Source organism: Streptomyces sp. NPDC058758, from assembly GCF_042746075.1.
Taxonomy (GTDB): domain Bacteria; phylum Actinomycetota; class Actinomycetes; order Streptomycetales; family Streptomycetaceae; genus Streptomyces.
Genome location: NZ_JBHYPS010000067.1, coordinates 1 through 19,184 on the forward strand (window position 1 = coordinate 1; position 19,184 = coordinate 19,184).

The 19,184-nt window shown below is 72.8% G+C and carries 18 protein-coding genes; 7 read left to right on the forward strand and 11 right to left on the reverse strand.

Features of this window, described 5'->3' with window-relative positions:
- The 6 genes from ACFW6A_RS37670 to ACFW6A_RS37695 form a co-directional block, all read right to left on the reverse strand.
- Positions 1 to 1,553: type I polyketide synthase (locus ACFW6A_RS37670; RefSeq protein WP_386646359.1), on the reverse strand; the 1,553-nt coding region annotated here is incomplete at its 3' end.
- Between the two features lie 236 nt (positions 1,554 to 1,789).
- Positions 1,790 to 3,397, reverse strand: a complete 1,608-nt coding sequence (locus tag ACFW6A_RS37675; RefSeq protein WP_386646362.1) for an aspartate aminotransferase family protein — start codon at positions 3,395 to 3,397, stop codon at positions 1,790 to 1,792.
- 181 nt (positions 3,398 to 3,578) lie between these two features.
- On the reverse strand, positions 3,579 to 5,822 hold the full coding sequence (locus ACFW6A_RS37680) for a BTAD domain-containing putative transcriptional regulator (RefSeq protein WP_351849850.1): 2,244 nt from the start codon (positions 5,820 to 5,822) through the stop codon (positions 3,579 to 3,581).
- Positions 5,823 to 5,965: 143 nt separating this feature from the next.
- Complete coding sequence (locus ACFW6A_RS37685; protein WP_351849848.1) at positions 5,966 to 6,697, reverse strand: 4'-phosphopantetheinyl transferase superfamily protein; 732 nt, start codon at positions 6,695 to 6,697, stop codon at positions 5,966 to 5,968.
- A gap of 233 nt (positions 6,698 to 6,930) precedes the next feature.
- Positions 6,931 to 7,794 carry a metallophosphoesterase family protein gene (locus ACFW6A_RS37690; RefSeq protein ID WP_386646365.1) on the reverse strand — a complete coding sequence of 288 codons (864 nt, stop codon included), beginning with the start codon at positions 7,792 to 7,794 and terminating at the stop codon, positions 6,931 to 6,933.
- 5 nt (positions 7,795 to 7,799) lie between these two features.
- Positions 7,800 to 8,591 (reverse strand): thioesterase II family protein, encoded by a 792-nt coding sequence (locus ACFW6A_RS37695; protein ID WP_386646368.1) that lies wholly within the window; start codon positions 8,589 to 8,591, stop codon positions 7,800 to 7,802.
- Positions 8,592 to 8,803: 212 nt separating this feature from the next.
- Between ACFW6A_RS37695 and ACFW6A_RS37700 the strand changes: the two genes are divergently transcribed.
- On the forward strand, positions 8,804 to 9,550 hold the full coding sequence (locus ACFW6A_RS37700) for a Clp protease N-terminal domain-containing protein (protein WP_351849843.1): 747 nt from the start codon (positions 8,804 to 8,806) through the stop codon (positions 9,548 to 9,550).
- Positions 9,551 to 9,555: 5 nt separating this feature from the next.
- On the opposite strand, the gene ACFW6A_RS37705 is transcribed toward ACFW6A_RS37700, so the two are convergent.
- From ACFW6A_RS37705 to ACFW6A_RS37715, 3 genes are all read right to left on the reverse strand, one after another.
- Positions 9,556 to 10,086: a hypothetical protein gene (locus tag ACFW6A_RS37705; RefSeq protein WP_351849842.1), complete on the reverse strand. Its 531-nt coding sequence runs from the start codon at positions 10,084 to 10,086 to the stop codon at positions 9,556 to 9,558.
- Positions 10,087 to 10,155: 69 nt separating this feature from the next.
- Positions 10,156 to 10,779 carry a DUF4328 domain-containing protein gene (locus tag ACFW6A_RS37710; protein ID WP_351849840.1) on the reverse strand — a complete coding sequence of 208 codons (624 nt, stop codon included), beginning with the start codon at positions 10,777 to 10,779 and terminating at the stop codon, positions 10,156 to 10,158.
- Between the two features lie 100 nt (positions 10,780 to 10,879).
- Positions 10,880 to 12,526, reverse strand: coding sequence for a glycoside hydrolase family 20 protein (locus tag ACFW6A_RS37715; protein ID WP_351849838.1), 1,647 nt, complete (start codon positions 12,524 to 12,526; stop codon positions 10,880 to 10,882).
- 161 nt (positions 12,527 to 12,687) lie between these two features.
- On the opposite strand from ACFW6A_RS37715, the gene ACFW6A_RS37720 reads away from it, so the two are divergent.
- The 5 genes from ACFW6A_RS37720 (at position 12,688) to ACFW6A_RS37740 (ending at position 16,910) form a co-directional block, all read left to right on the forward strand.
- Positions 12,688 to 13,302: a 2-oxo-4-hydroxy-4-carboxy-5-ureidoimidazoline decarboxylase gene (locus ACFW6A_RS37720; protein WP_386646373.1), complete on the forward strand. Its 615-nt coding sequence runs from the start codon at positions 12,688 to 12,690 to the stop codon at positions 13,300 to 13,302.
- Positions 13,303 to 13,494: 192 nt separating this feature from the next.
- Complete coding sequence (gene sdhC / locus ACFW6A_RS37725) at positions 13,495 to 13,875, forward strand: succinate dehydrogenase, cytochrome b556 subunit (RefSeq protein WP_015035721.1); 381 nt, start codon at positions 13,495 to 13,497, stop codon at positions 13,873 to 13,875.
- A gap of 9 nt (positions 13,876 to 13,884) precedes the next feature.
- A complete protein-coding gene (locus ACFW6A_RS37730) occupies positions 13,885 to 14,373 on the forward strand; it encodes a succinate dehydrogenase hydrophobic membrane anchor subunit (RefSeq protein WP_351849836.1) in 489 nt (162 codons plus the stop codon).
- Between the two features lie 24 nt (positions 14,374 to 14,397).
- A complete protein-coding gene (sdhA, locus tag ACFW6A_RS37735) occupies positions 14,398 to 16,152 on the forward strand; it encodes a succinate dehydrogenase flavoprotein subunit (protein WP_351849834.1) in 1,755 nt (584 codons plus the stop codon).
- Positions 16,152 to 16,910: a succinate dehydrogenase iron-sulfur subunit gene (locus ACFW6A_RS37740; protein WP_351849832.1), complete on the forward strand. Its 759-nt coding sequence runs from the start codon at positions 16,152 to 16,154 to the stop codon at positions 16,908 to 16,910. The genes sdhA and ACFW6A_RS37740 overlap by 1 nt, the downstream gene beginning before the upstream one ends.
- Before the next feature lie 80 nt (positions 16,911 to 16,990).
- Here the strand turns inward: ACFW6A_RS37740 and ACFW6A_RS37745 are convergent, their stop codons facing one another.
- Together ACFW6A_RS37745 and ACFW6A_RS37750 are read right to left on the reverse strand one after the other, a co-directional pair.
- The gene (locus ACFW6A_RS37745; protein WP_386646376.1) at positions 16,991 to 17,287 is read right to left on the reverse strand and encodes a hypothetical protein; all 297 of its coding nucleotides are present in this window, start codon (positions 17,285 to 17,287) and stop codon (positions 16,991 to 16,993) included.
- Positions 17,288 to 17,322: 35 nt separating this feature from the next.
- Positions 17,323 to 17,859, reverse strand: a complete 537-nt coding sequence (locus ACFW6A_RS37750) for a MarR family transcriptional regulator (RefSeq protein WP_351849829.1) — start codon at positions 17,857 to 17,859, stop codon at positions 17,323 to 17,325.
- 85 nt (positions 17,860 to 17,944) lie between these two features.
- Here ACFW6A_RS37750 and ACFW6A_RS37755 point away from each other — a divergent pair, with 85 nt between their 5' ends.
- Entirely contained in the window at positions 17,945 to 19,159 is a 1,215-nt protein-coding gene (locus tag ACFW6A_RS37755; protein ID WP_386646379.1) for an MFS transporter, read from the forward strand.
- Positions 19,160 to 19,184 lie beyond the last annotated feature (25 nt).

Sequence of the window (19,184 nt, forward strand, 5' to 3'; positions counted from 1 at the left end):
GCCGCCACCGCTTCCAGCCCGGCCAGCAGCCCGGTGCGGTCCGGGGCGAGGACCACGCTGCGGTGCTGGAACACCGTCCGAGTGGTGGCCAGGGACCAGCCGACGTCCACCGGGGACGCCCCGGCGGCGGCCTCGGAGGCGTGCAGCCGCTCGGCCTGGGCGCGGAGCGCGGCCCGGCCCGCGCCGGACAGGATCCACGGCAGGACCGCGGGCGCGGCGGGGCGCGGGCCCGCGGCCGCGGGCTGCGCCGCGGGGGCCTCGGCGACGACGACGTGGGCGTTGGTGCCGCCCATGCCGAACGAGCTGACGCCCGCGACCAGCGGCCGGTCGGGGAACGGCCAGTCGGTGAGCTCGCGCTGCACGGCGAGGCCGAGTTCGGCGAGCGGGATCGCCGGGTTCGGCGTGCGGAAGTTCAGGGTGGGCGGCAGCTGCCGGTGGTGGAGGCTGAGCAGGACCTTGATGAGTCCGGCGATGCCGGCGGCGCCTTCGAGGTGTCCGATGTTGGTCTTCACGGAGCCGACGCGCAGCGCCCGCCCGGCGTCCCGGCCCTCGCCGAACGCCCGCCCGAGCGCCGCGGCCTCGATGGGGTCGCCCACGGGAGTGCCGGTGCCGTGCAGTTCCACGTACTGCACGTCGGCGGCGGTGAGTCCGGCCCGTTCGAGCGCGGCGCGCAGCACCTGCTCCTGCGCCTCGCCGCTCGGCACGGTCAGGCCGTCGGTGGCACCGTCGTTGTTGACGGCGCTGCCGCGGATGACGCCGTAGACGCGGTCGCCGTCGGCGAGGGCGCGGCCGAGCGGCTTGAGCACGACGACACCGCTGCCCTCGCCGGGTACGAAGCCGTTGGCGCGGGCGTCGAAGGTGTACGTCACGCCGTCCGGTGACAACGCTCCGAACCGCTGCTCGGTGACGGTGTGCTCGGCGAGCAGGTTGAGGTTCACGCCGGCCGCGAGGGCGGCGGTGGACTCGCCGTGGCGGAGGCTCTCGCAGGCCAGGTGGACGGCGACGAGCGAGGAGGACTGGGCGGAGTCGACGGTCAGGCTGGGGCCGTGCAGGCCGAGCAGGTGCGAGACGCGGTTGGCGATCACACCGCGGTTGACGCCGGTCATGGTGTGCTGGGCGATCGCGTCGACGCCGTGCTGGTACAGGAGGTTGGTGTAGTCGTCGCGCAGGGTGCCGACGAAGACGGCGATGCGGCTGCCGCGGAGCGCGGCCGGCACGATGCCCGCGTCCTCCAGGGCCTCCCACGCCAGTTCCAGGACGAGCCGTTGCTGCGGGTCCATCGCGGCGGCCTCGCGCGGCGACACGGCGAAGAACGGGGCGTCGAAGTCGCCTACGGCGGACAGGAATCCACCGCGCGTGACGGCCGCCTGCGCGTCCTCTCCCCAGCGGTCGGCCGGCACGTCCGTGATGGCGCTGGTGCCGTTCTTGAGAAGGTCCCAGAACGGGGCGGGGCCGTCGGCTCCGGGAAGCCTGCATGCCATTCCGACGACGGCGATCGGCTCGTCCCGTTCGTCGTCCGTGTCGACTGCCGTCAGAGCGTGCTCACTCTTCATGAACTTCGGCTGACCTTTCACAGTGGATTCCCCAGAAGCCAGGACTTTCGATGCCGCGCCGGGCGACGAATGACGGACGGCACGGCAGTACCGCAGGGCCCGGTGGAGTCCGGGCCCCGCGGCGTCTCCCCTGCGCGGGGAAGTCGTGCCGGAAAAGGAGTTTCGACGCTACCCCGGGCCGTGCGGGCCTCACCCAATGCCCGGGAACGGGGCAGTAACCGAACTGCCCCGACGAACTACTCCGAAGCGGGAATGGCCAGCCGCTGCGAGGCCTGCTCGCGCAGAATGCCGCACACGTCGGTCAGGGCCCGCTCGAGGCGCTCGATGGACTCGTCCGTGATCAGGATCGAGGGCTCGAAACGCAGGGTGTTCACCGCGCTCGCGGTGGGGAAGGTGCGGATCGCGTGGGCGTGCAGGATGTGCCCGGCGATGACGTAGCCGAACAGCCCGGAGTGGGCCGCGTCGCGGATCACCGCGTCCTCGGCGCCGGACTGGTCCTGGAATTCGAGGCCCAGCATCAGGCCCTTGCCGCGCACTTCCTCGACCACGTCGGGGAAGGCGGCCCGCACCTTGTCGAGCATGGTCTCCAGGGCGGCGCCCCGCTCCTCGGCCTGGCGGTAGGCGCGGCCGCCGTCGGCCTCCAGGAGTTCGAGGACCTTCAGCGCCAGATGGCACGAGAAGCTGTCCTTGGCGAAGGTCGAGCTGTGCACCAGCTCGAACTGGGCGCGGTAGCGGGCGTTGCGCACCAGCATCACGGACGTCTTGGCGATGCCGCCGCCCAGGGACTTGGCGAGCGCGTAGTAGTCGCCGCGCAGGCCCAGCCGGGAGCTGGCGAGGAGGGCGCCGGTGCGGCCCATGCCGCTCTGGATCTCGTCGATGACGAGGGGGCAGTCGGCGGCCTCGGTGAGCGCCTGGATCCGCCCGGCGAACTCCGCCGACAGCGGCCGGATGCCGCCCTCGCCCTGGATGGGTTCGAGCAGGAAGGCGCAGAACACGGGGGCGGCCCGCTCGACCAGGCGCATCTCGCCGTCCTCCACGGCGAGGCCCAGGAGGGTGCCGCTTTCCTCCGCGAGGATCTCCTCCAGTACGTCGGGCCGGTCCCTCGGCACGAAGCGGGCGCGGGCGCCGAGCGCCGCGAACGGGGTCCGGTAGCCCTCGTTGTGGGTGAGCTGGACGCTGCCCGTCAGCTTGCCGTGGAAGCCGCCCTCCAGGGCGAGGAACACCGGCGGCTTCGCGGCCCGCTCCGCGTTCCTGCGGCCGATCTCGGCGGCGACGGCCTCGACCGCGGCCTCCTCGTCCCGCCGCCCGGTCCCCGGGCGCCCGATCCCCAGGCGCTCGAAGACGGCGCCCGTCACGGTCGCGGTGCCGGCGCCCGCCGCCTCGCGGGCCCGCTCGACGCCGGCGGCGATCTCCTCCAGGGCCTCGGAGAGGCGCAGGACCCGGTCCAGCTCGGCGTGCTTGAGGGCGGCCTCGATCGCCTCGGCGCCGCTGTTGGCGAACGTGGCGTAGTAGGGCTCGTCGGTGCCGGTCTCCCGGTGGACGATCCGGTTCAGCTCGGCGGCGAGGCGGTTGGCGTAGGGGTGGGAGGAGAACTGCGCGTGGATCGGCGACCGCTCGTCCAGGAGCTGGTGGGCGCGGGCCACGATCTCGGGGTGGTTGTGGCCGAATATCAGTGACCCGTATCCGCCCGCGAAGTCCAGGACGGGTGTCTCGGTGCCGTCCGCGCCCGTGCGGTAGAGCGTGTCCCCCTCGCCGCGTACGTATTCGACATCGAGCCCCGCGGTGGCCAGGAGTGCGCGCAGATGGGGCTCCGCGAGTTCGGACACGGCCGATCCTGAATTCATGTCTCGCTCCTTATCGAACGCGGAAAGGAGTGCCGGAAACGGGCCGGGCCGCGATCCCGGCACCCGGGAGTTCTCACCCCATCCTGTTCCGGCCCCTCCCCTTTTCCGGTCACGAGCAAGTCATCAGGACCACCACCGCCGGGGGTGGGCGATCGATTACCCGACGGTGGGCCTTGTGCCGTTATCCGCTGAAGGTCTGCGATCCCTCGCTGCGCGACGTCGAGAGCAGGAATTCCACCAGTTGCTCATTGGTGATCCGTTCGGGCCGGTCCAGGGTGACCGTGGTGGTGTGGCTCTTGCCGCCGGCCCAGGACGGCCTGCGGGCGAGGAGTTCCGGCCCCGCGCAGGCGACCACGAACAGCGGACCCGCGCCGGTCGACTCGGTCAGTCCCTCGATGGCGTCCAGGGCCATGTCGGGGGCGAGGTGCAGATCGTCGACGCACAGCACGACGGGCCGCCGCTGCGCCGCCTGCTGGACGAACTCCACCCAGGCGTCGAGGACTTCCCTCGGACACATCTCGCCGTAGTGCACCTCGACGCCCGCGGTGGCGGCGAGCGGCCGCAGCCTGCCGAGGCGTAACCGGGCCGTCACCTCCGACGGGTAGAGGGTGCGCACCTCGCGCTCCAGCGCGGCCTGCGCCGTCGCCTCGTCGTCGCCCGGCCGGATGCCGCAGTACGCCGACAGCAGGCGGCCCGCGATCGTGAGCGGGAGGTCGTCGGACTCCCTGGGCGCGCGTGCGGTCAGGACGAGCGGCGGGCTGGGCTGTTCGGCGACCCACCGTTCGAACATGCCGAGCAGCCTGCTCTTGCCGGTGCCCTTCTCGCCGAGGACGGTGACGAGGTGGGGCACGGCGCGGCGCAGGGAGCGCTTCATCAGGCCGTGCAGCACCTCCAGTTCGACGCCCCGCTCGGCGTCGTCGGCGGTGGCGGCACCGGTGGAGCGCTCGCCCAGCGCCGCCCAGCCCGCGGGCGCGGTGTCGCTGCGGTGGTAGACGACGGCGTGCTCGCTCGCCCGGCGCACCGCGTCGGTGACCCGCACCTCCCCCGCGGGCACGCCGCAGAGCAGCGACTGGGACTCGTCGAGCACGGCGCCGATCACGGCCGGCGCCTGCCCCTGCCTCCGGCTGCGCAGCAGCACCTCGCCCTTGGTGACCGCGGCGTGCACGGTCGACTGGGCGTGGTCGGACCCGTCGGAGACGTCGAGTACGTCGCGGATGGCGAGGGCCGCGAGCACGGCCTGCCGCGCGCTGTCCCCGCCGGAGCCCTCGAGTCCGAAGAGGGCGACGGTCACCGAGCCGATGGACGCGGTGACGGTGCCGCCGAACTGCTCGATCTGCTCCCTGACGAGCAGGCCGGCGCCGTCGAGGAGGTCGTCGAGTTCCTGGTCCGCGCCGCTGCCGAGGGAGGGTGAGATCTGGATGCGTACGGAGACGACGCTGACCTCGCGGCGATCGCTGCCGCCCCGCCGGTTCGCCGGCTCCCCCGGCTTCCTCGTACCCGCCCCGGCCCGCGCACGCGTCTCCCCGCCCGCCCGCGCGTCGGACGGGGATACGGCCGGGACGACGGCCCTCTCGGGCGCCGCGGCCACCGTCAGCCGCTCCCGCGTGCCGGCGCCGTCCGCGGCGGCCGGGAAGTCGAGGGACGGCGCGCGGTCCAGGGTCAGCGCCGAGTCCTGGGTGAGGATCCGCTGCTGGAGGTCCTGGAGGGCGCGTCCGGGCTCCAGGCCCAGGTTCTCCACGAGCACGGCGCGCACGCGGCTGTAGACGGTGAGCGCGTCCGCCTGCCGGCCGCACCGGTACAGGGCCAGCATCAGCTGTCCGCAGGAGCGCTCCCTGAGCGGCTCGGCGCGCACCATGGTCTCCAGGTCGGCGAGGACCTCGTGGTGGCGGCTGCAGGCGAGCTGGGCCTCGAAGTAGTCCTCCCTGACGTCGAGCCGGGAGTTCTCCACGGCGGCCAGTTCCGGCCACTCGACGCCCTTCTCGACCAGGTCGGCCAGGGCGGGGCCGCGCCACAGCGCCAGCGCGTCGCGCAGCAGCACGGCCGCCGCCTCCGGGGAGCCCTTGGACAGGTGGTCGCGGCCCTGGCCGACCCAGGTCTGGAACAGGTGGAGGTCGACGCGCTCGGGGTCGACCCGCAACATGTAGCCGGGCGGCTGGGTCAGCAGGGCGGTGCCGGTCGGGTGGCCCGCGTCGTGCCCGGACGTCAGCACTCCGCGCAGCCCGTACACCGCGTTCTGCAGGATCTTCCGCGCCGTCACCGGGGCGTCGTCCACCCTCCACAGGGCGTTCAGGAGCTGGCTCGTGGCCACCACCTTGTTCGCCTGGAGGAGCAGGAACCCGAGCGTCGCACGCTGCTTGGTGCCGCCGATTCCCACCACCCTGTCGTCGTCGACCACTTCCATCGGCCCCAGCAATCGGAACTGCATCGACTCCCCCATTTCGCCAACCCTCCCTGTCCGCCCCTCGGCGACCTGTCGGACGGTGCCGTCGCATGACACGGATTCGCCGGGATCCGGTCACCAGAGTGCAAGACGGCGGCCCAAGCCCCCCCGAATTTCGGACAGGGCGTTCAGAGTGCGGACAAGGAGGCGGTCCCCGGCCGGCGGTGGCCCGGGGTCCGCCCGGCGACGCTCACGGCCCCGCGGGTCAATGCGATGGCGGTGAGCAGGATGCCGTGCCGCACGATCCAGGCGCCGTGGAATCCGGAGATCCGGCTGCCGCCGATCTCGGGTGCCGTCACGAGCAGCCGGGCGTGGAAGGTGCCGTGGTCGGGGTCGACGGTGACGATGGCCTGATCGAAGTCGAGCGGGCGCCCCGTGAGGGGGAACCAGGCTTTGTAGACGCTCTCCTTCACGCTGAACACCAGGCGGTCCCAGGCCACTTCGGGCCGGTGCGACCGCAGCGCGGCGAGCCGGGCCCGCTCCTCGGGGACGGTCACCAGGTCGCGGGTGCCGCTGTTCCTGATCGGCCGGTTGGGCTCGGCGTCGATCCCGATCGTCGCGATCTCTCCGGCGTACGCCACCGCCGCGGCCCGGTACCCCTCGCAGTGGGTCATGCTGCCGACCACCCCGGCCGGCCAGATCGGCGCGCCGCGCTCGCCGGGCAGGATCGGCGCGGGCCCGACCCTCAGCTCCGCGAGGGCCTTGCGGGCACAGGTGCGTACGGTGGTGAACTCCCGGCGGCGCCGCTCCGCGGAGCCCGCCACCACCCGCTCCTCGGCCGCGTGGAGACCGGGCCCTCCGATGTCGTCGTGGTAGGCCTCGGCGACCGCCATGGGCGGTGCGAGCAGCTGCTCGATCATCTGTGTCCTCCGAGTCGTCGCGTACTGAGGGGGGCGGGAGACGTACTGAGGTCGGGAGACGTACTGGGGTCGGGAGACGTACTGGGGTCGGGAGACGTACTGGGATCGGGGACGCCCCGTGGCCGGGGACGTGCCGGAGTCGGGGACGTCCCGGGCTCGGGGGGCGTCCTGAGGGAGTCGGGGACGTTCCGGGCTCGGGGACGTCCTGAGGGAGTCGGGGATTCGAGGGGCGGTCAGGCGGTGGCGGGTGGCGTGCCGGCCCCGGCGAGGATGCGCACGGGCACGTGGGGGACGCCGGGGCACCGCCGCCATTCGCGCGGGTAGCCCAGGGACACCTCCCGGTGCGGCACTCCGTCGTGGTGGGTGAGTCGGGGGATGTGGAGGTGGCCGTAGACCACCTCGGCGGCGCGGAAGCGGCGTGGCCAGTCGGCGGTGGCGGTGGTGCCGCACCACTGGGCGAACTCGGGGTGGCGCAGGACCCGCGTGGGTTCGCGGACCAGCGGGAAGTGGTTGACCAGGACCGTGGGCAGCTCGTCGGGGACCTCGGCGAGGCGCGCCTCCGTGTGGGCGACACGGGCGGCGCACCAGGCCTCGCGGCTCGGGTAGGGGTCGGGGTGCAGCAGGAACTCGTCCGTGCACACGATGCCCGCCTCCTCGGCGAGGTGCAGGCTCTCGCGCACGGTGCGGGCGCCGGGCACGCGGAAGGAGTAGTCGTAGAGGACGAACAGCGGGGCGACGGCGACCGGGCCGCCCTCGCCCTCCCACACGGCGAAGGGGTCCTCGGGGGTGAGGACGCCCAGCTCGCGGCAGATCCCCACCAGATGCTCGTAGCGGCGGACGCCGCGCAGTCGCACGGGGTCGTCCGGCGGGGTCCACAGCTCGTGGTTGCCGGGCGCCCACACGACGCGCGCGAACCGTTCGCTCAGCAGGCCGAGGGCCCACTCCACGTCGGAGACGAACTCGCCGACGTCGCCGGCGACGATCAGCCAGTCGTCGTGACGGGGCCGCAGCCCCTCGACGAGGGCGCGGTTCTCCGCGTGGCGCACATGGAGATCGCTCACGGCGAGCAGGCTGCCGTGGCGCTTTTCGGTACTCAACTCGGTTACGGGACGGGGGAGATGGAGGTGGCCCCGGCCGACGCCGCGGCGCCCTCCAGGGCCTCGGTCACGGCCCGGGCGATCGCGGTCAGGTGCGCGTCGAGGTAGAAGTGCCCGCCGGCGAAGACGTCGACCGTGGTGCGCGCGGCGGTGAAGTCGCGCCAGGCGGAGGCCTCGGCGACGGTCACCACCGGGTCGCTGTCCCCGACGAGGACGCCGAAGGGCACGTCGAGCGGCTCGCCCGGAAGCCACTCGTACGCGCCGATCGCCCGGTAGTCGGCGCGCAGTGCCGGCATCACCATGTCCCGCAGTTCCTCGTCGTCGAGGACCGCCGGGTCGGTGCCGCCGAGCCGTCGCACCTCGGCGAGGACGGCGGCGTCGGTGTCCATCCGGTCGCGCGGGTCGGGCGCGGGCTTCGGGGCTCCCCTGCCGGACAGGAACAGGTGCAGGAGCCCGGGGACCTTCCGGTCTCTCAGGCGGCGGGCGGTCTCGTAGGCGAGCACCGCGCCCATGCTGTGTCCGAAGAACGCGTACGGGCCCCGGACCTCGCGCTCGATCTCGGCGGCGAGGGCGTCGGCCAGCTCGCCGATGTCGGCGATCGGCCGCTCCCGTCTGCGGTCCTGCCGGCCCGGGTACTGCACGGCGAGGACGTCGATGCCGGGTGCGAGCGCGCGGGACATCGGCACGTAGGTGCTCGCCGCACCGCCCGCGTGCGGGAAGCACACCAGGGTGGGGCGCTCCGCGGAGCGGGGATTCCCGTGGAGAGAAGCGAATTCGCGCAGCCACTCGCCGTCCACGCCAAGCCCCCGATTCCTCAGCTGTTCGTGCCCCCTTCGGACCCGATACGTCCCCATGATCCGGTTCACCGCTCAACCGTCGGCCAAATCCCGCACAAACGGCCTGCTCAGCGCGGAACCGGGGCCGGACGGGCCCGCGCGGCGGAAGAAGCCGGCCACGCGACTGTCAACCACTCGTTGACACCGGAGGTGTGTCAACCTAAGGTTGCCTCATGACGCATCCCGTGGTTCCGCAGATCAGCATCCGTCTCGACGAACTCATCGACGCGATCAAGAAGGTCCACCCGGACACGCTGGACCAGCTCTCCGGCGCGGTCATCGCGGCGGACTACCTCGGCGAGGTCGCCGACCACCTCATCGGCCACTTCGTCGACCAGGCCCGCCGCTCCGGCGCCTCCTGGACCGACATCGGTCGCAGCATGGGCGTCACCCGCCAGGCCGCCCAGAAGCGCTTCGTGCCCAAGGAGCCCGACACCGAGAAGATGGACCCGAACGCCGGGTTCGCCCGCTTCACCCCGCGCGCCCGCGCCGTCGTCGTCGCCGCGCAGAACGAGGCGATCGCCGCGCGGAACACGGAGACCGTCCCCGGACACCTCGCGCTCGGACTGCTCGCGGAGCCCGAGGGGCTCGCCGTCCTGTGGATCACCTCGCAGGGCGTCACCGCCGAGCAGCTGCGCGAGGCCGTCACGCCGACGCTGCCGCCGGCCGCCGAGGGGGAGCTTCCGGCGCTCCTCCCGTACGACGCGGCGGCGAAGAAGGTGCTCGAACTGACCTTCCGCGAGGCGCTGCGCCTCGGGCACAACTACGTCGGCACCGAGCACATCCTCCTCGCCCTCCTGGAGCACGAGGACGGCACGGGCGTGCTGAGCGGCCTCGGCCTGGAGAAGGCGGTGGCGGAGCGGCAGCTCTCCGAGCTCGTCGCCTCCGCGACCGTCTTCGACGGCCCCTCCGAGGACTGAATCCCTCAGGCGGTACGGGCGCGGCGCGAGACCACCGCGCGCAGCACCCGGCCGCCCTCGGTGGACAGCTCGCGGGCCCGGCGCAGTCCGGTCGGGCCGTGGGCGACCGCGTCGAGGACGGCCAGCTGGCGGCGGAGCTCTCCGGCGTGCAGCGGGCCGTCCTCGCCGAGGTCGTACAGGCGGTGGACGGTGAGCGCCACGGTCGAGCACCGCTCGGCCCAGGCGCGCAGGGGCTCCTCGGACCAGGCGGCGGGCACCCCGTCGAGCAGCGCGCGCACCAGGGCGACGAGCCCGCCGTCGTCGACCGCCCCGCCGCCGGCGTCGTCCAGCTCGACCCGCGCCTTGGCCACGGCCTCGGCCCAGGCCCCGCCGTCCCCGCGCGCCACCGCGGCCCACACCGGACGCAGCACCTCGGTGCGGTCGGGCGCGAGCAGCGGCAGGCACCGGTCCAGGCAGGCGAGCCCCGCCGCGGCGAGGCCGCGCGCGTCGGCCCCGCCGATCCGTTCCAGCAGACTCCGGCCCGTACTCGACGTCATGGACGCCTCCTCGCCACCCGATGCGGACGCTCTACGTCCACTTCTGCGCCGACAGGCGCTTTCTCGTCACTAGGCGGCCGAAAGCATGCCAGTGGCCTTGGCGTGCTGCATAGAGGTCAGACGGCGGACGAACAGGATGGCGAGGACGGCGGCGACGATCGTGAGCAGATAGCCCGCGAGGGACCAGGCCGCCGCGGTGGCCAGCGCGTCCGTCGTCTCGGCCCGCCCGTACAGCCGGGTCGCCACCCGGTCCACGATGTCGCCCACCACGAAGAAGGTCCACCAGCAGTTGAGGAGGGTCAGCTCCCCGGGGCCGTCCGCGGCGGACGGGTCCCGGCGGCTCGCCCGCCAGACGTCCACGGCGATCTGCCGCGGGATCCAGAGGTTGGCGATCGGGATGAACCAGGAGCCGATGGCCCAGCCCGCCGTACGGCTCTGCCGGTCGAAGGCCCAGACGTTCGCGTTCAGGCGGACCCGGTAAAACCAGATGACGAAGAGGACGACGGTCGCCAGGTAGACGACGAGGTCGCCGACGCCCAGCTGGACCAGGCTCGCGTCGGCGAAGAGGCTCGTGGGACCGCCGGGGTCGGCGAGCGTCATCACCTCCGAGACGCCCAGCAGCAGGTCGAAGAGGACGTTGAGACCCAGCAGGGTGACGACGGCCGTCGCCAGGCCTTGCGGATTGCGCAGCATGAGAGTTCCCCCCAGGAACGTGTCAACGAGACGCCCCTCCCCCAAGGGGCTGCGCGAACCTACGCCAGGCGGAACCGTCCCGTCCAGGGAAAACCGCAGCTCAGCCGCGCACCTTCGTCGCCAGCGCGCGGAAGTCGGCCCAGCTCTGCGCGGGTTTGCGGGGGTCCCACACCTTCTGGGAGAGGGCGGCGAGCGGGAGCCGGATGCCGGCGGCGACCTGGTCCTGGGTCTGGGCGTTCGCGAGGTCGCACCAGACGGCGAACCGGGCGCCCCTGATCTGCGCGTCGTAGCGGGCCGGGACCGGGGCGGTGCCGCGGACGACCAGCGGGGTCCACTGCTCGTAGATGCGGCGGCCGGTCGGGTAGGCGAAGTCGTTGGGCTCGCCGAGCACGTAGTAGAGGTACTCGTCGTTGAGGTTGACCAGCCGGCGGCCCGCCTGGAGGTACGGGAGCGGGGGCCTGGCGCCGTACTCCTTGCCCGTCCAGTACTCGACCTCGAGGTCCTTCGCCGCGCCCACCACGCCGCCGGCGAAGAAGCCGTCGTTCCACGCCTTGAGGGTCTTGCCGGTGGGCCGGACGGTGGCGGCGCGGTCGTTGAGCCAGGCGGTGGCCAGGTCCTGGACGCGGCCGGAGGGGCCGTACGCCTCCCGCGCCGCCTTCGCGAGCTGCGGATAGCTGGCCTCCGGGTCCTTCGCCATCAGGGCCACGTACTCGTCGGCGCCCAGGTGCCAGTAGGCGCCGGGGAAGAGGGCCGCGTACTCGCGCAGCAGGTCGTCGACGATCCGGGCGGCGTCCGGGTCGGAGATGTCGACGGCCCCGCGCGGGGTGCGGCCGCTGACGCTCACCAGCTGGAGGTCGGGGTGGGCGTCGATGACCGCTCCGAGGTGGCCGGGCGAGTCGATCTCGGGGACGACGGTGACGTGCCGGCTCGCCGCGAGCGCGAGGATCCGGCGGACCTCCGCCTTGGTGAGGTGCTGCTTCGAGACGATCTCGGGGTGCGAGTCGGACTCGATCCGGAAGCCCTGGTCGTCGGAGAAGTGCAGCCCCAGCTGGTTGAGCTTGAGGTCGCCCATCTCCCGGATGCGGTCCTCCAGCCAGGCGGCGGTGAAGTGCTTGCGGGCGATGTCGACGTTGAGCCCGCGCTGCGGCTTGGCCGGCCGGTCGGTGACGGTGCCCTCGGGCATCGCCCCGCTCGCCTTCACCGACTGCTTGAGGGTGCGGGTGCCGTAGAAGACGCCGGCCTCGTCGGGTCCGGCGATCCGGACCCGGCCGTCCTTCACGGCGAGCGTGTACGACTCGGCGGCGCCCTTCCCGCCGAGCGCCAGCTCGACGTCGCCGGGGCCGGCGGCGGCCTCGCCGCGGTAGCGCAGGCCCAGCTCGCCGGCGAGCAGCCGGCCCTCGTCGGCGAGGCCCGCGCTGTTCGCGCCGAGGACGACCCCGGCGCCCGGTCCGGGCTTCCAGCCGGGGCCGCGGGCCGGCTCGTGGGAGCGGACGGCGGGGACGGTGCGGGGCGCGGTGGAGAGCGGGTACGTCCGGGTCGGCGTGGGACTCGGGGGCGGGGGCGGGGTCGGCGTCGGGGACGGCTTCGCGGCCGAGGTCGTCGCCGCCGGGCCCGTGCCGGAGGGGGCGGGGGGCGGGGAGTCCGTGCCGGAGGGCGAGCCGTTCGAGCAGGCCGCCACGGTGGTCAGGGCCACCGCGGCCGCCAGGAGTGCCGGGCCGCGCAGGGGGCCCCGAGGGGAGTGCCGCATCCCTCGCATCCTCCCGCACCCCGGACGGACCGGCCAGTCGTCCGCGCGCGGGTCCTCACCCGGAAGAACGGAACCTTCACGTCCATCACACGTCCCCAAACTCTCCCTTCCGGGTGAAATTCGCGCACTCGTCGGACACTTCCCCCGTCCCGTCGATAACGTTGCGTCACGCCCACCCCACTCGTCCCGCCGTCCCGGAGCCCACGCTGACCAGCGACACCCACGCCCCCTGCCGCAAGCCGGGCCCGGCGGACGCGCCTGCCATACCCGCCCAGAAGACCTCCGGCGCCCCGCACGGCCTGCCGGCGTTCAACACGGCGGCCCCCGGCCGGGCCGTGGAGCTGCTGCTCGCCTGCTGCCGCAGCCGCCGCTGGGCCGAGCGGATCGCCGCCCACCGGCCCTACCCCACGGTGGACGCCCTGCTGGCCGCCGCCGAGGAGGCCGGGTACGACCTGACCGGCACCGATCTCGACGAGGCGCTGGCCGCCGAGTCCTCCGCTCCGCCCCACCCGGACGCGCCGCCGGCCGCCCGGACCGCGCTGCGCGCCGCCCACGCCGCGTACGAGAGCCGCTTCGGCCACGCGTTCGTCATCAGCCTGGACGGGGTGCGGCCGGGCGAGCGGCTCGACGCCGTCCTGGCCGGAATCCGGTCACGTCTCGGCAACGAACCGGAGGAGGAGCGCGCCGTGGCGGCCGACGAACTGCGCCGGCTGACCCGCTCCCGGCTCGCCTTCGCGCTCGCCGGAGGGCTCACTTCCACCCCGGGGAACCTGTGATTCTTCCCGTAATGGGCCGAAATCGCCTCGGACGATAGCCCGTCCGTGCCTGTTTGATCACACTGGAGGACCCCGCGCGAGCGAACCGACGAGTCGTCGCTACGATGACCGGGGCCGGTGGACCGTACCCGGCCGGGTCTGACCGACAGAGAAGCCGGCCGGCCCTGATCCCCGCTCCCGGAGGGTTTTTCCGTGCCGGCTGGAACGCTGTACCGCGGCCGGGAAGGAATGTGGTCCTGGGTGGCTCATCGAGTCACCGGCGTCCTCATCTTCTTCTTCCTGTTCGTACACGTGCTGGACACCGCTCTCGTCCGCGTCTCCCCCGAGGCGTACGACGAGGTCGTCGCGACCTACAAGACGCCGATCGTCGCTCTGCTGGAGTACGGCCTGGTCGCCGCCATCCTCTTCCACGCGCTGAACGGCCTCCGGGTCATCGCCGTGGACTTCTGGTCCAAGGGCCCGCGCTACCAGAAGCAGATGCTCTGGACCGTCGTGGGCATCTGGGTCGTGCTGATGGCGGGCTCGCTGTACCCCGTCCTCGGCCACGCCGCACGTGAACTGTTCGGGAGCTGACGCCAGACCATGTCTGCAAACAACTCAGTCGCTGACACCTCCTCCGCGATCGGCCCCGTCGAAGGCGCCGTCTACGACGTGGACAACCCCGCCCCGTACATCGAGGCGCCCCGCAAGCGCACGGGCAAGACCCCGCGCGCGACCCGCGGCAACTTCGAGATGGCCGCCTGGCTCTTCATGCGCCTGTCGGGCGTCGTCCTCGTGGTCCTCGTCCTCGGCCACCTGCTGATCCAGCTCTTCCTGGACGGCGGCGTCTCCAAGATCGGCTTCGCCTTCGTGGCCGGCCGCTGGGCGTCCCCGTTCTGGCAGGTCTGGGACCTGCTGATGCTGTGGCTCGCCATGCTGCACGGCGCCAACGGCCTCCGTACCGTCATCAACGACTACGCGGAGCGCCCCAACACGCGCCTGTGGCTCAAGGGCCTGCTGTACACCGCCACGGTGTTCACCATCCTCCTGGGCACGCTGGTGATCTTCACCTTCGACCCGAACATCCGCTAGGCACGGGGCTGAGGTAACCACGCCATGAAGATCCACAAGTACGACACCGTCATCGTCGGCGCCGGCGGCGCCGGCATGCGCGCCGCCATCGAGGCGACCAAGCGCAGCCGCACCGCCGTGCTGACGAAGCTCTACCCGACCCGCTCCCACACGGGCGCCGCGCAGGGCGGCATGGCCGCCGCGCTGGCGAACGTGGAGGAGGACAACTGGGAGTGGCACACCTTCGACACGGTCAAGGGCGGTGACTACCTGGTCGACCAGGACGCCGCCGAGATCCTGGCGAAGGAGGCCATCGACGCCGTCCTCGACCTGGAGAAGATGGGCCTGCCGTTCGGCCGCACGCCCAACGGCGACATCGACCAGCGCCGGTTCGGCGGTCACTCCCGCAACCACGGCGAGGCCCCGGTCCGCCGCGCCTGCTACTCGGGCGACCGCACCGGCCACATGATCCTCCAGACGCTGTACCAGAACTGCATCAAGGAGGGCGTGGAGTTCTTCAACGAGTTCTACGTCCTGGACCAGCTCATCGTCGAGGTCGACGGCGTCAAGAAGTCCGCCGGCGTCGTCGCGTACGAGCTGGCCACCGGCGAGATCCACATCTTCCAGGCGAAGGCGGTCGTCTACGCCTCCGGCGGCACCGGCAAGTTCTTCAAGGTGACGTCGAACGCCCACACCCTGACCGGTGACGGCCAGGCCGCCTGCTACCGCCGCGGCCTGCCCCTGGAGGACATGGAGTTCTTCCAGTTCCACCCGACGGGCATCTGGCGCATGGGCATCCTGCTCACGGAGGGCGCCCGCGGCGAGGGCGGCATCCTCCGCAACAAGGACGGCGAGCGCTTCATGGAGAAGTACGCGCCGGTCATGAAGGACCTCGCGTCCCGTGACGTCGTCTCCCGCTCCATCTACACGGAGATCCGCGAGGGCCGCGGCTGCGGTCCCGAGGGCGACCACGTCTACCTGGACCTGACGCACCTCCCGCCGGAGCAGCTCGACGCCAAGCTCCCGGACATCACCGAGTTCGCCCGTACGTACCTCGGCATCGAGCCGTACACGGACCCGATCCCGATCCAGCCCACCGCGCACTACGCCATGGGCGGCATCCCGACCAACGTCGAGGGTGAGGTCCTGTCGGACAACACCACCGTCGTCCCGGGCCTGTACGCGGCCGGCGAGGTCGCCTGCGTGTCGGTGCACGGCGCCAACCGCCTCGGCACCAACTCGCTGCTCGACATCAACGTCTTCGGGCGCCGCGCGGGCATCGCCGCCGCCGAGTACTCCCACAAGCACGACTACGTCGAGCTGCCGGAGAACCCGGAGGCGATGGTCGTCGCGCAGATCGAGAACCTGCGCAACTCCACGGGCACCGAGCGGGTCGCCGACCTGCGCCGCGAGCTCCAGGAGACGATGGACGCCAACGTGATGGTGTTCCGCACGGAGCAGACCATCAAGACGGCCGTCGAGAAGATCGCCGAGCTGCGCGAGCGCTACAAGAACGTGTCCATCCAGGACAAGGGCAAGCGCTTCAACACCGACCTCCTGGAGGCCATCGAGCTGGGCAACCTGCTCGAACTGGCCGAGGTCATGGCCGTCTCGGCCCTGGCGCGCAAGGAGTCCCGCGGCGGTCACTACCGCGAGGACTACCCGAACCGCGACGACGTCAACTTCATGCGCCACACGATGGCGTACCGCGAGGTCGGCGAGGACGGCTCCGAGACCGTGCGTCTCGACTACAAGCCGGTCGTCACGACCCGCTACCAGCCGATGGAGCGTAAGTACTGATGGCCACCCCCGTTCTGGACAAGGTCGAGGCGGAGTCCGCCGCCTCCCCGTACATCACGGTCACCTTCCGGATCCGCCGCTTCAACCCCGAGGTCTCGGACGCGGTGGTCTGGGAGGACTTCCAGGTCGAGATCGACCCGAAGGAGCGCGTGCTCGACGGTCTCCACAAGATCAAGTGGGACCTGGACGGCACGCTGACCTTCCGCCGCTCCTGCGCGCACGGCATCTGCGGCTCGGACGCGATGCGGATCAACGGCAAGAACAGGCTCGCCTGCAAGACGCTGATCAAGGACATCAACCCCGAGAAGCCGATCACCGTCGAGCCCATCAAGGGCCTCACGGTGCTGAAGGACCTCGTGGTCGACATGGAGCCCTTCTTCCAGGCGTACCGCGACGTCATGCCCTTCCTCATCACCAAGGGGAACGAGCCGACCCGCGAGCGCAAGCAGTCCCCCGAGGACCGCGAGCGCTTCGACGACACCACCAAGTGCATCCTGTGCGCCGCGTGCACGTCGTCCTGCCCGGTCTTCTGGAACGACGGCCAGTACTTCGGTCCGGCCGCGATCGTCAACGCGCACCGCTTCATCTTCGACTCGCGCGACGAGGGCGGCGAGCAGCGCCTGGAGATCCTGAACGACAAGGACGGCGTGTGGCGCTGCCGCACCACGTTCAACTGCACGGACGCCTGCCCGCGTGGCATCGAGATCACCAAGGCGATCCAGGAAGTGAAGCGCGCGCTGATCACGCGTCGCTTCTGACCCCTTCGCAGTGCCGCGGAAGGCCCCGCCTCCCCACTCCGGGAGGCGGGGCCTTCCCGTGTCCGGCGCCCGCGGGGGCGTCAGCCGCCGACCAGGGGGACCAGCTTGAGGAAGACGACCTCGGTGGCCGGGCCGACCGTGACGGTCTCGTCCGGGTCCTCGATCTGGCGGTCGCCGACCAGGACCAGGAAGCCGCCCCGGGCGAAGGCGTCCAGGGCGCGGGCGAGCGCGGCCTCGGAGCCGTCCGGGCCGGTCTCCCGGGCGACCCGGCGGGCGATCAGCTCGCGCAGCGGCAGGCGCTCCTCGGGGACGGCGAGGGGCGCGGAGGCGGTGCGGGCGCCGAGGGTCGTCTCGTCGACGAAGGTGACTGTTCCCATGGGCGCCGAGCGTAGGGCCCGGCACCGACAGCGGGTCAGTGCCAGTGCGGGGCGGCCGGGTCCTCCTCGGCGGCGAGCATGACGCGGCGGAGCAGGTCGTTGAGGAGGGTGCGCTCGGCGGGGGTGAGGACGCCCAGGAGGCGCTCCTCCTCGTGGCCGAGGACGTCCATGGCGCCGAGCCAGGTGGTGCGGCCGGCGTCGGTGAGCTCGACGACGACCCGGCGGCGGTCGGTGGTGGAGGGGGTGCGCCGGATCAGGCCGCGCTTCTCCAGGGCGTCGAGCCGGCCGGTGACCGAGGCGGGGGCCAGGTCGAGGTCCTGGGCCAGTTCGGAGGGGGCGGCCGAGCCGCCGCGGCCGGCCAGCTTGTGCAGGGTGTCGAACTCGTGGCGTTCGAGGTCGAAGTCGACGAGGGACTGCTCGCGGACCCGGCGCAGGTGGACGGAGAGCTTCTTCATCCGGGTGACCGCGCCTTCGACGACGGGGTCGAGCTCGGGCAGGACGGGCTGCCAGCGGGCCACGTGGCCGTCGGTCCAGTCCTGCTCCTGGGGCGCTGCGGGGTCCGGCTGGTTCATGGGGTGATCGTACGTGCGGGGGGCCGGCCCGCCCCGGATCGATATTTCGTTGCCGAATTATTCGGCACCGAAATACCCTGCCGTCATGTCCCCTGCCGCCACCGCTCCGCCCGCCCTCCGCCACCCGCTGCGCACCCGGCCCTTCCGGCTGCTCTTCACCGGGCGGGTGCTCTCGCTCACCGGCGACGCCGTCATCCCCGCCGCGCTCGCCCTCGCCGTCCTGGAGGCCACCGGCTCCACCGCGGCGCTCGCGCTCGTGCTCGCGTGCGCGATGGCGCCGAAACTGGTGCTGCTCCCGGTCGGCGGCGTACTCGCCGACCGCTTCGACGCCCGGACCATCGCCCTCGCCATGGACCTCGTCCGCTGCGCCGCCCAGCTCCTCGTCGGGGTCCAGCTCCTCGGCGGCAGCCCCACCCTGTGGCTGATCGCCGCCGCCTCGGCCGCCGGCGGCGCCGCCGGCGCCTTCGCCGTGCCGACCGCCTCCCCGCTGGTGAAGGGGACCGTGGCCCCGGGGGTCCTGGACCGGGCCAACGCCGCCATGGGGGTCGCGGCCGGCGCCACGCGCGTGGCCGGGCCCGCGCTCGCCGGCGCCCTCGTCCTCACCGTCGGCCCCGGCTGGGCCTTCGTCCTCGACGCCGCCTCCTTCGCGGTCAGCGCCGCTCTCCTCGCCGCGCTCCGGGTCGAGCGGGTGCCGGTCCCCCGCCGGTCCTTCGTCGCCGACCTGCGCGAGGGCTGGCGGGAGGTCAGGTCCCGCGACTGGTACTGGACCAGCCTCGTCGCGCACAGCGCCTGGAACGGCGCCGCGGCCGTCCTGACGACCCTCGGCCCGGCGATCGCCGTCGACCGGCTGGGCGGCGCGGGCACCTGGGTGCTGCTGCTCCAGACCGGCGCGGTGGGGCTGCTCGCCGGCTCGCTCCTCGCCGACCGGCTGAAGCCCTCCCGGCCCGTCCTCACCGCCAACCTGGCCCTGGCGAGCTACGCGCTGCCGCTGCTGCTGCTCGCCGCCGGGGCGCCCGCCTGGGCCGTCATCGGCGCCTACGGGCTGGCGCAGGCGGGACTCGGCTTCCTCTCGCCCGTCTGGGACACGGTCGTCCAGCGCGCGGTGCCCGAGCAGGTGCTGGCCCGGGTGGTCTCGTACGACTGGCTCCTCTCGCTCGCCGCGATGCCGGTCGGCTACACGCTGGCGCCGCTCGCCGCCGGCGCCTGGGGGCCGGAGGTCCCGCTGGTCGCGGCGGCCGTCCTGGTCGGCGGCTGCTGCCTGGCGACGGCGCTGGTGCCGGGGGTGCGCAGGGTGCGGTGAGGCGTTGTCGGTGGGTGGCCCTACC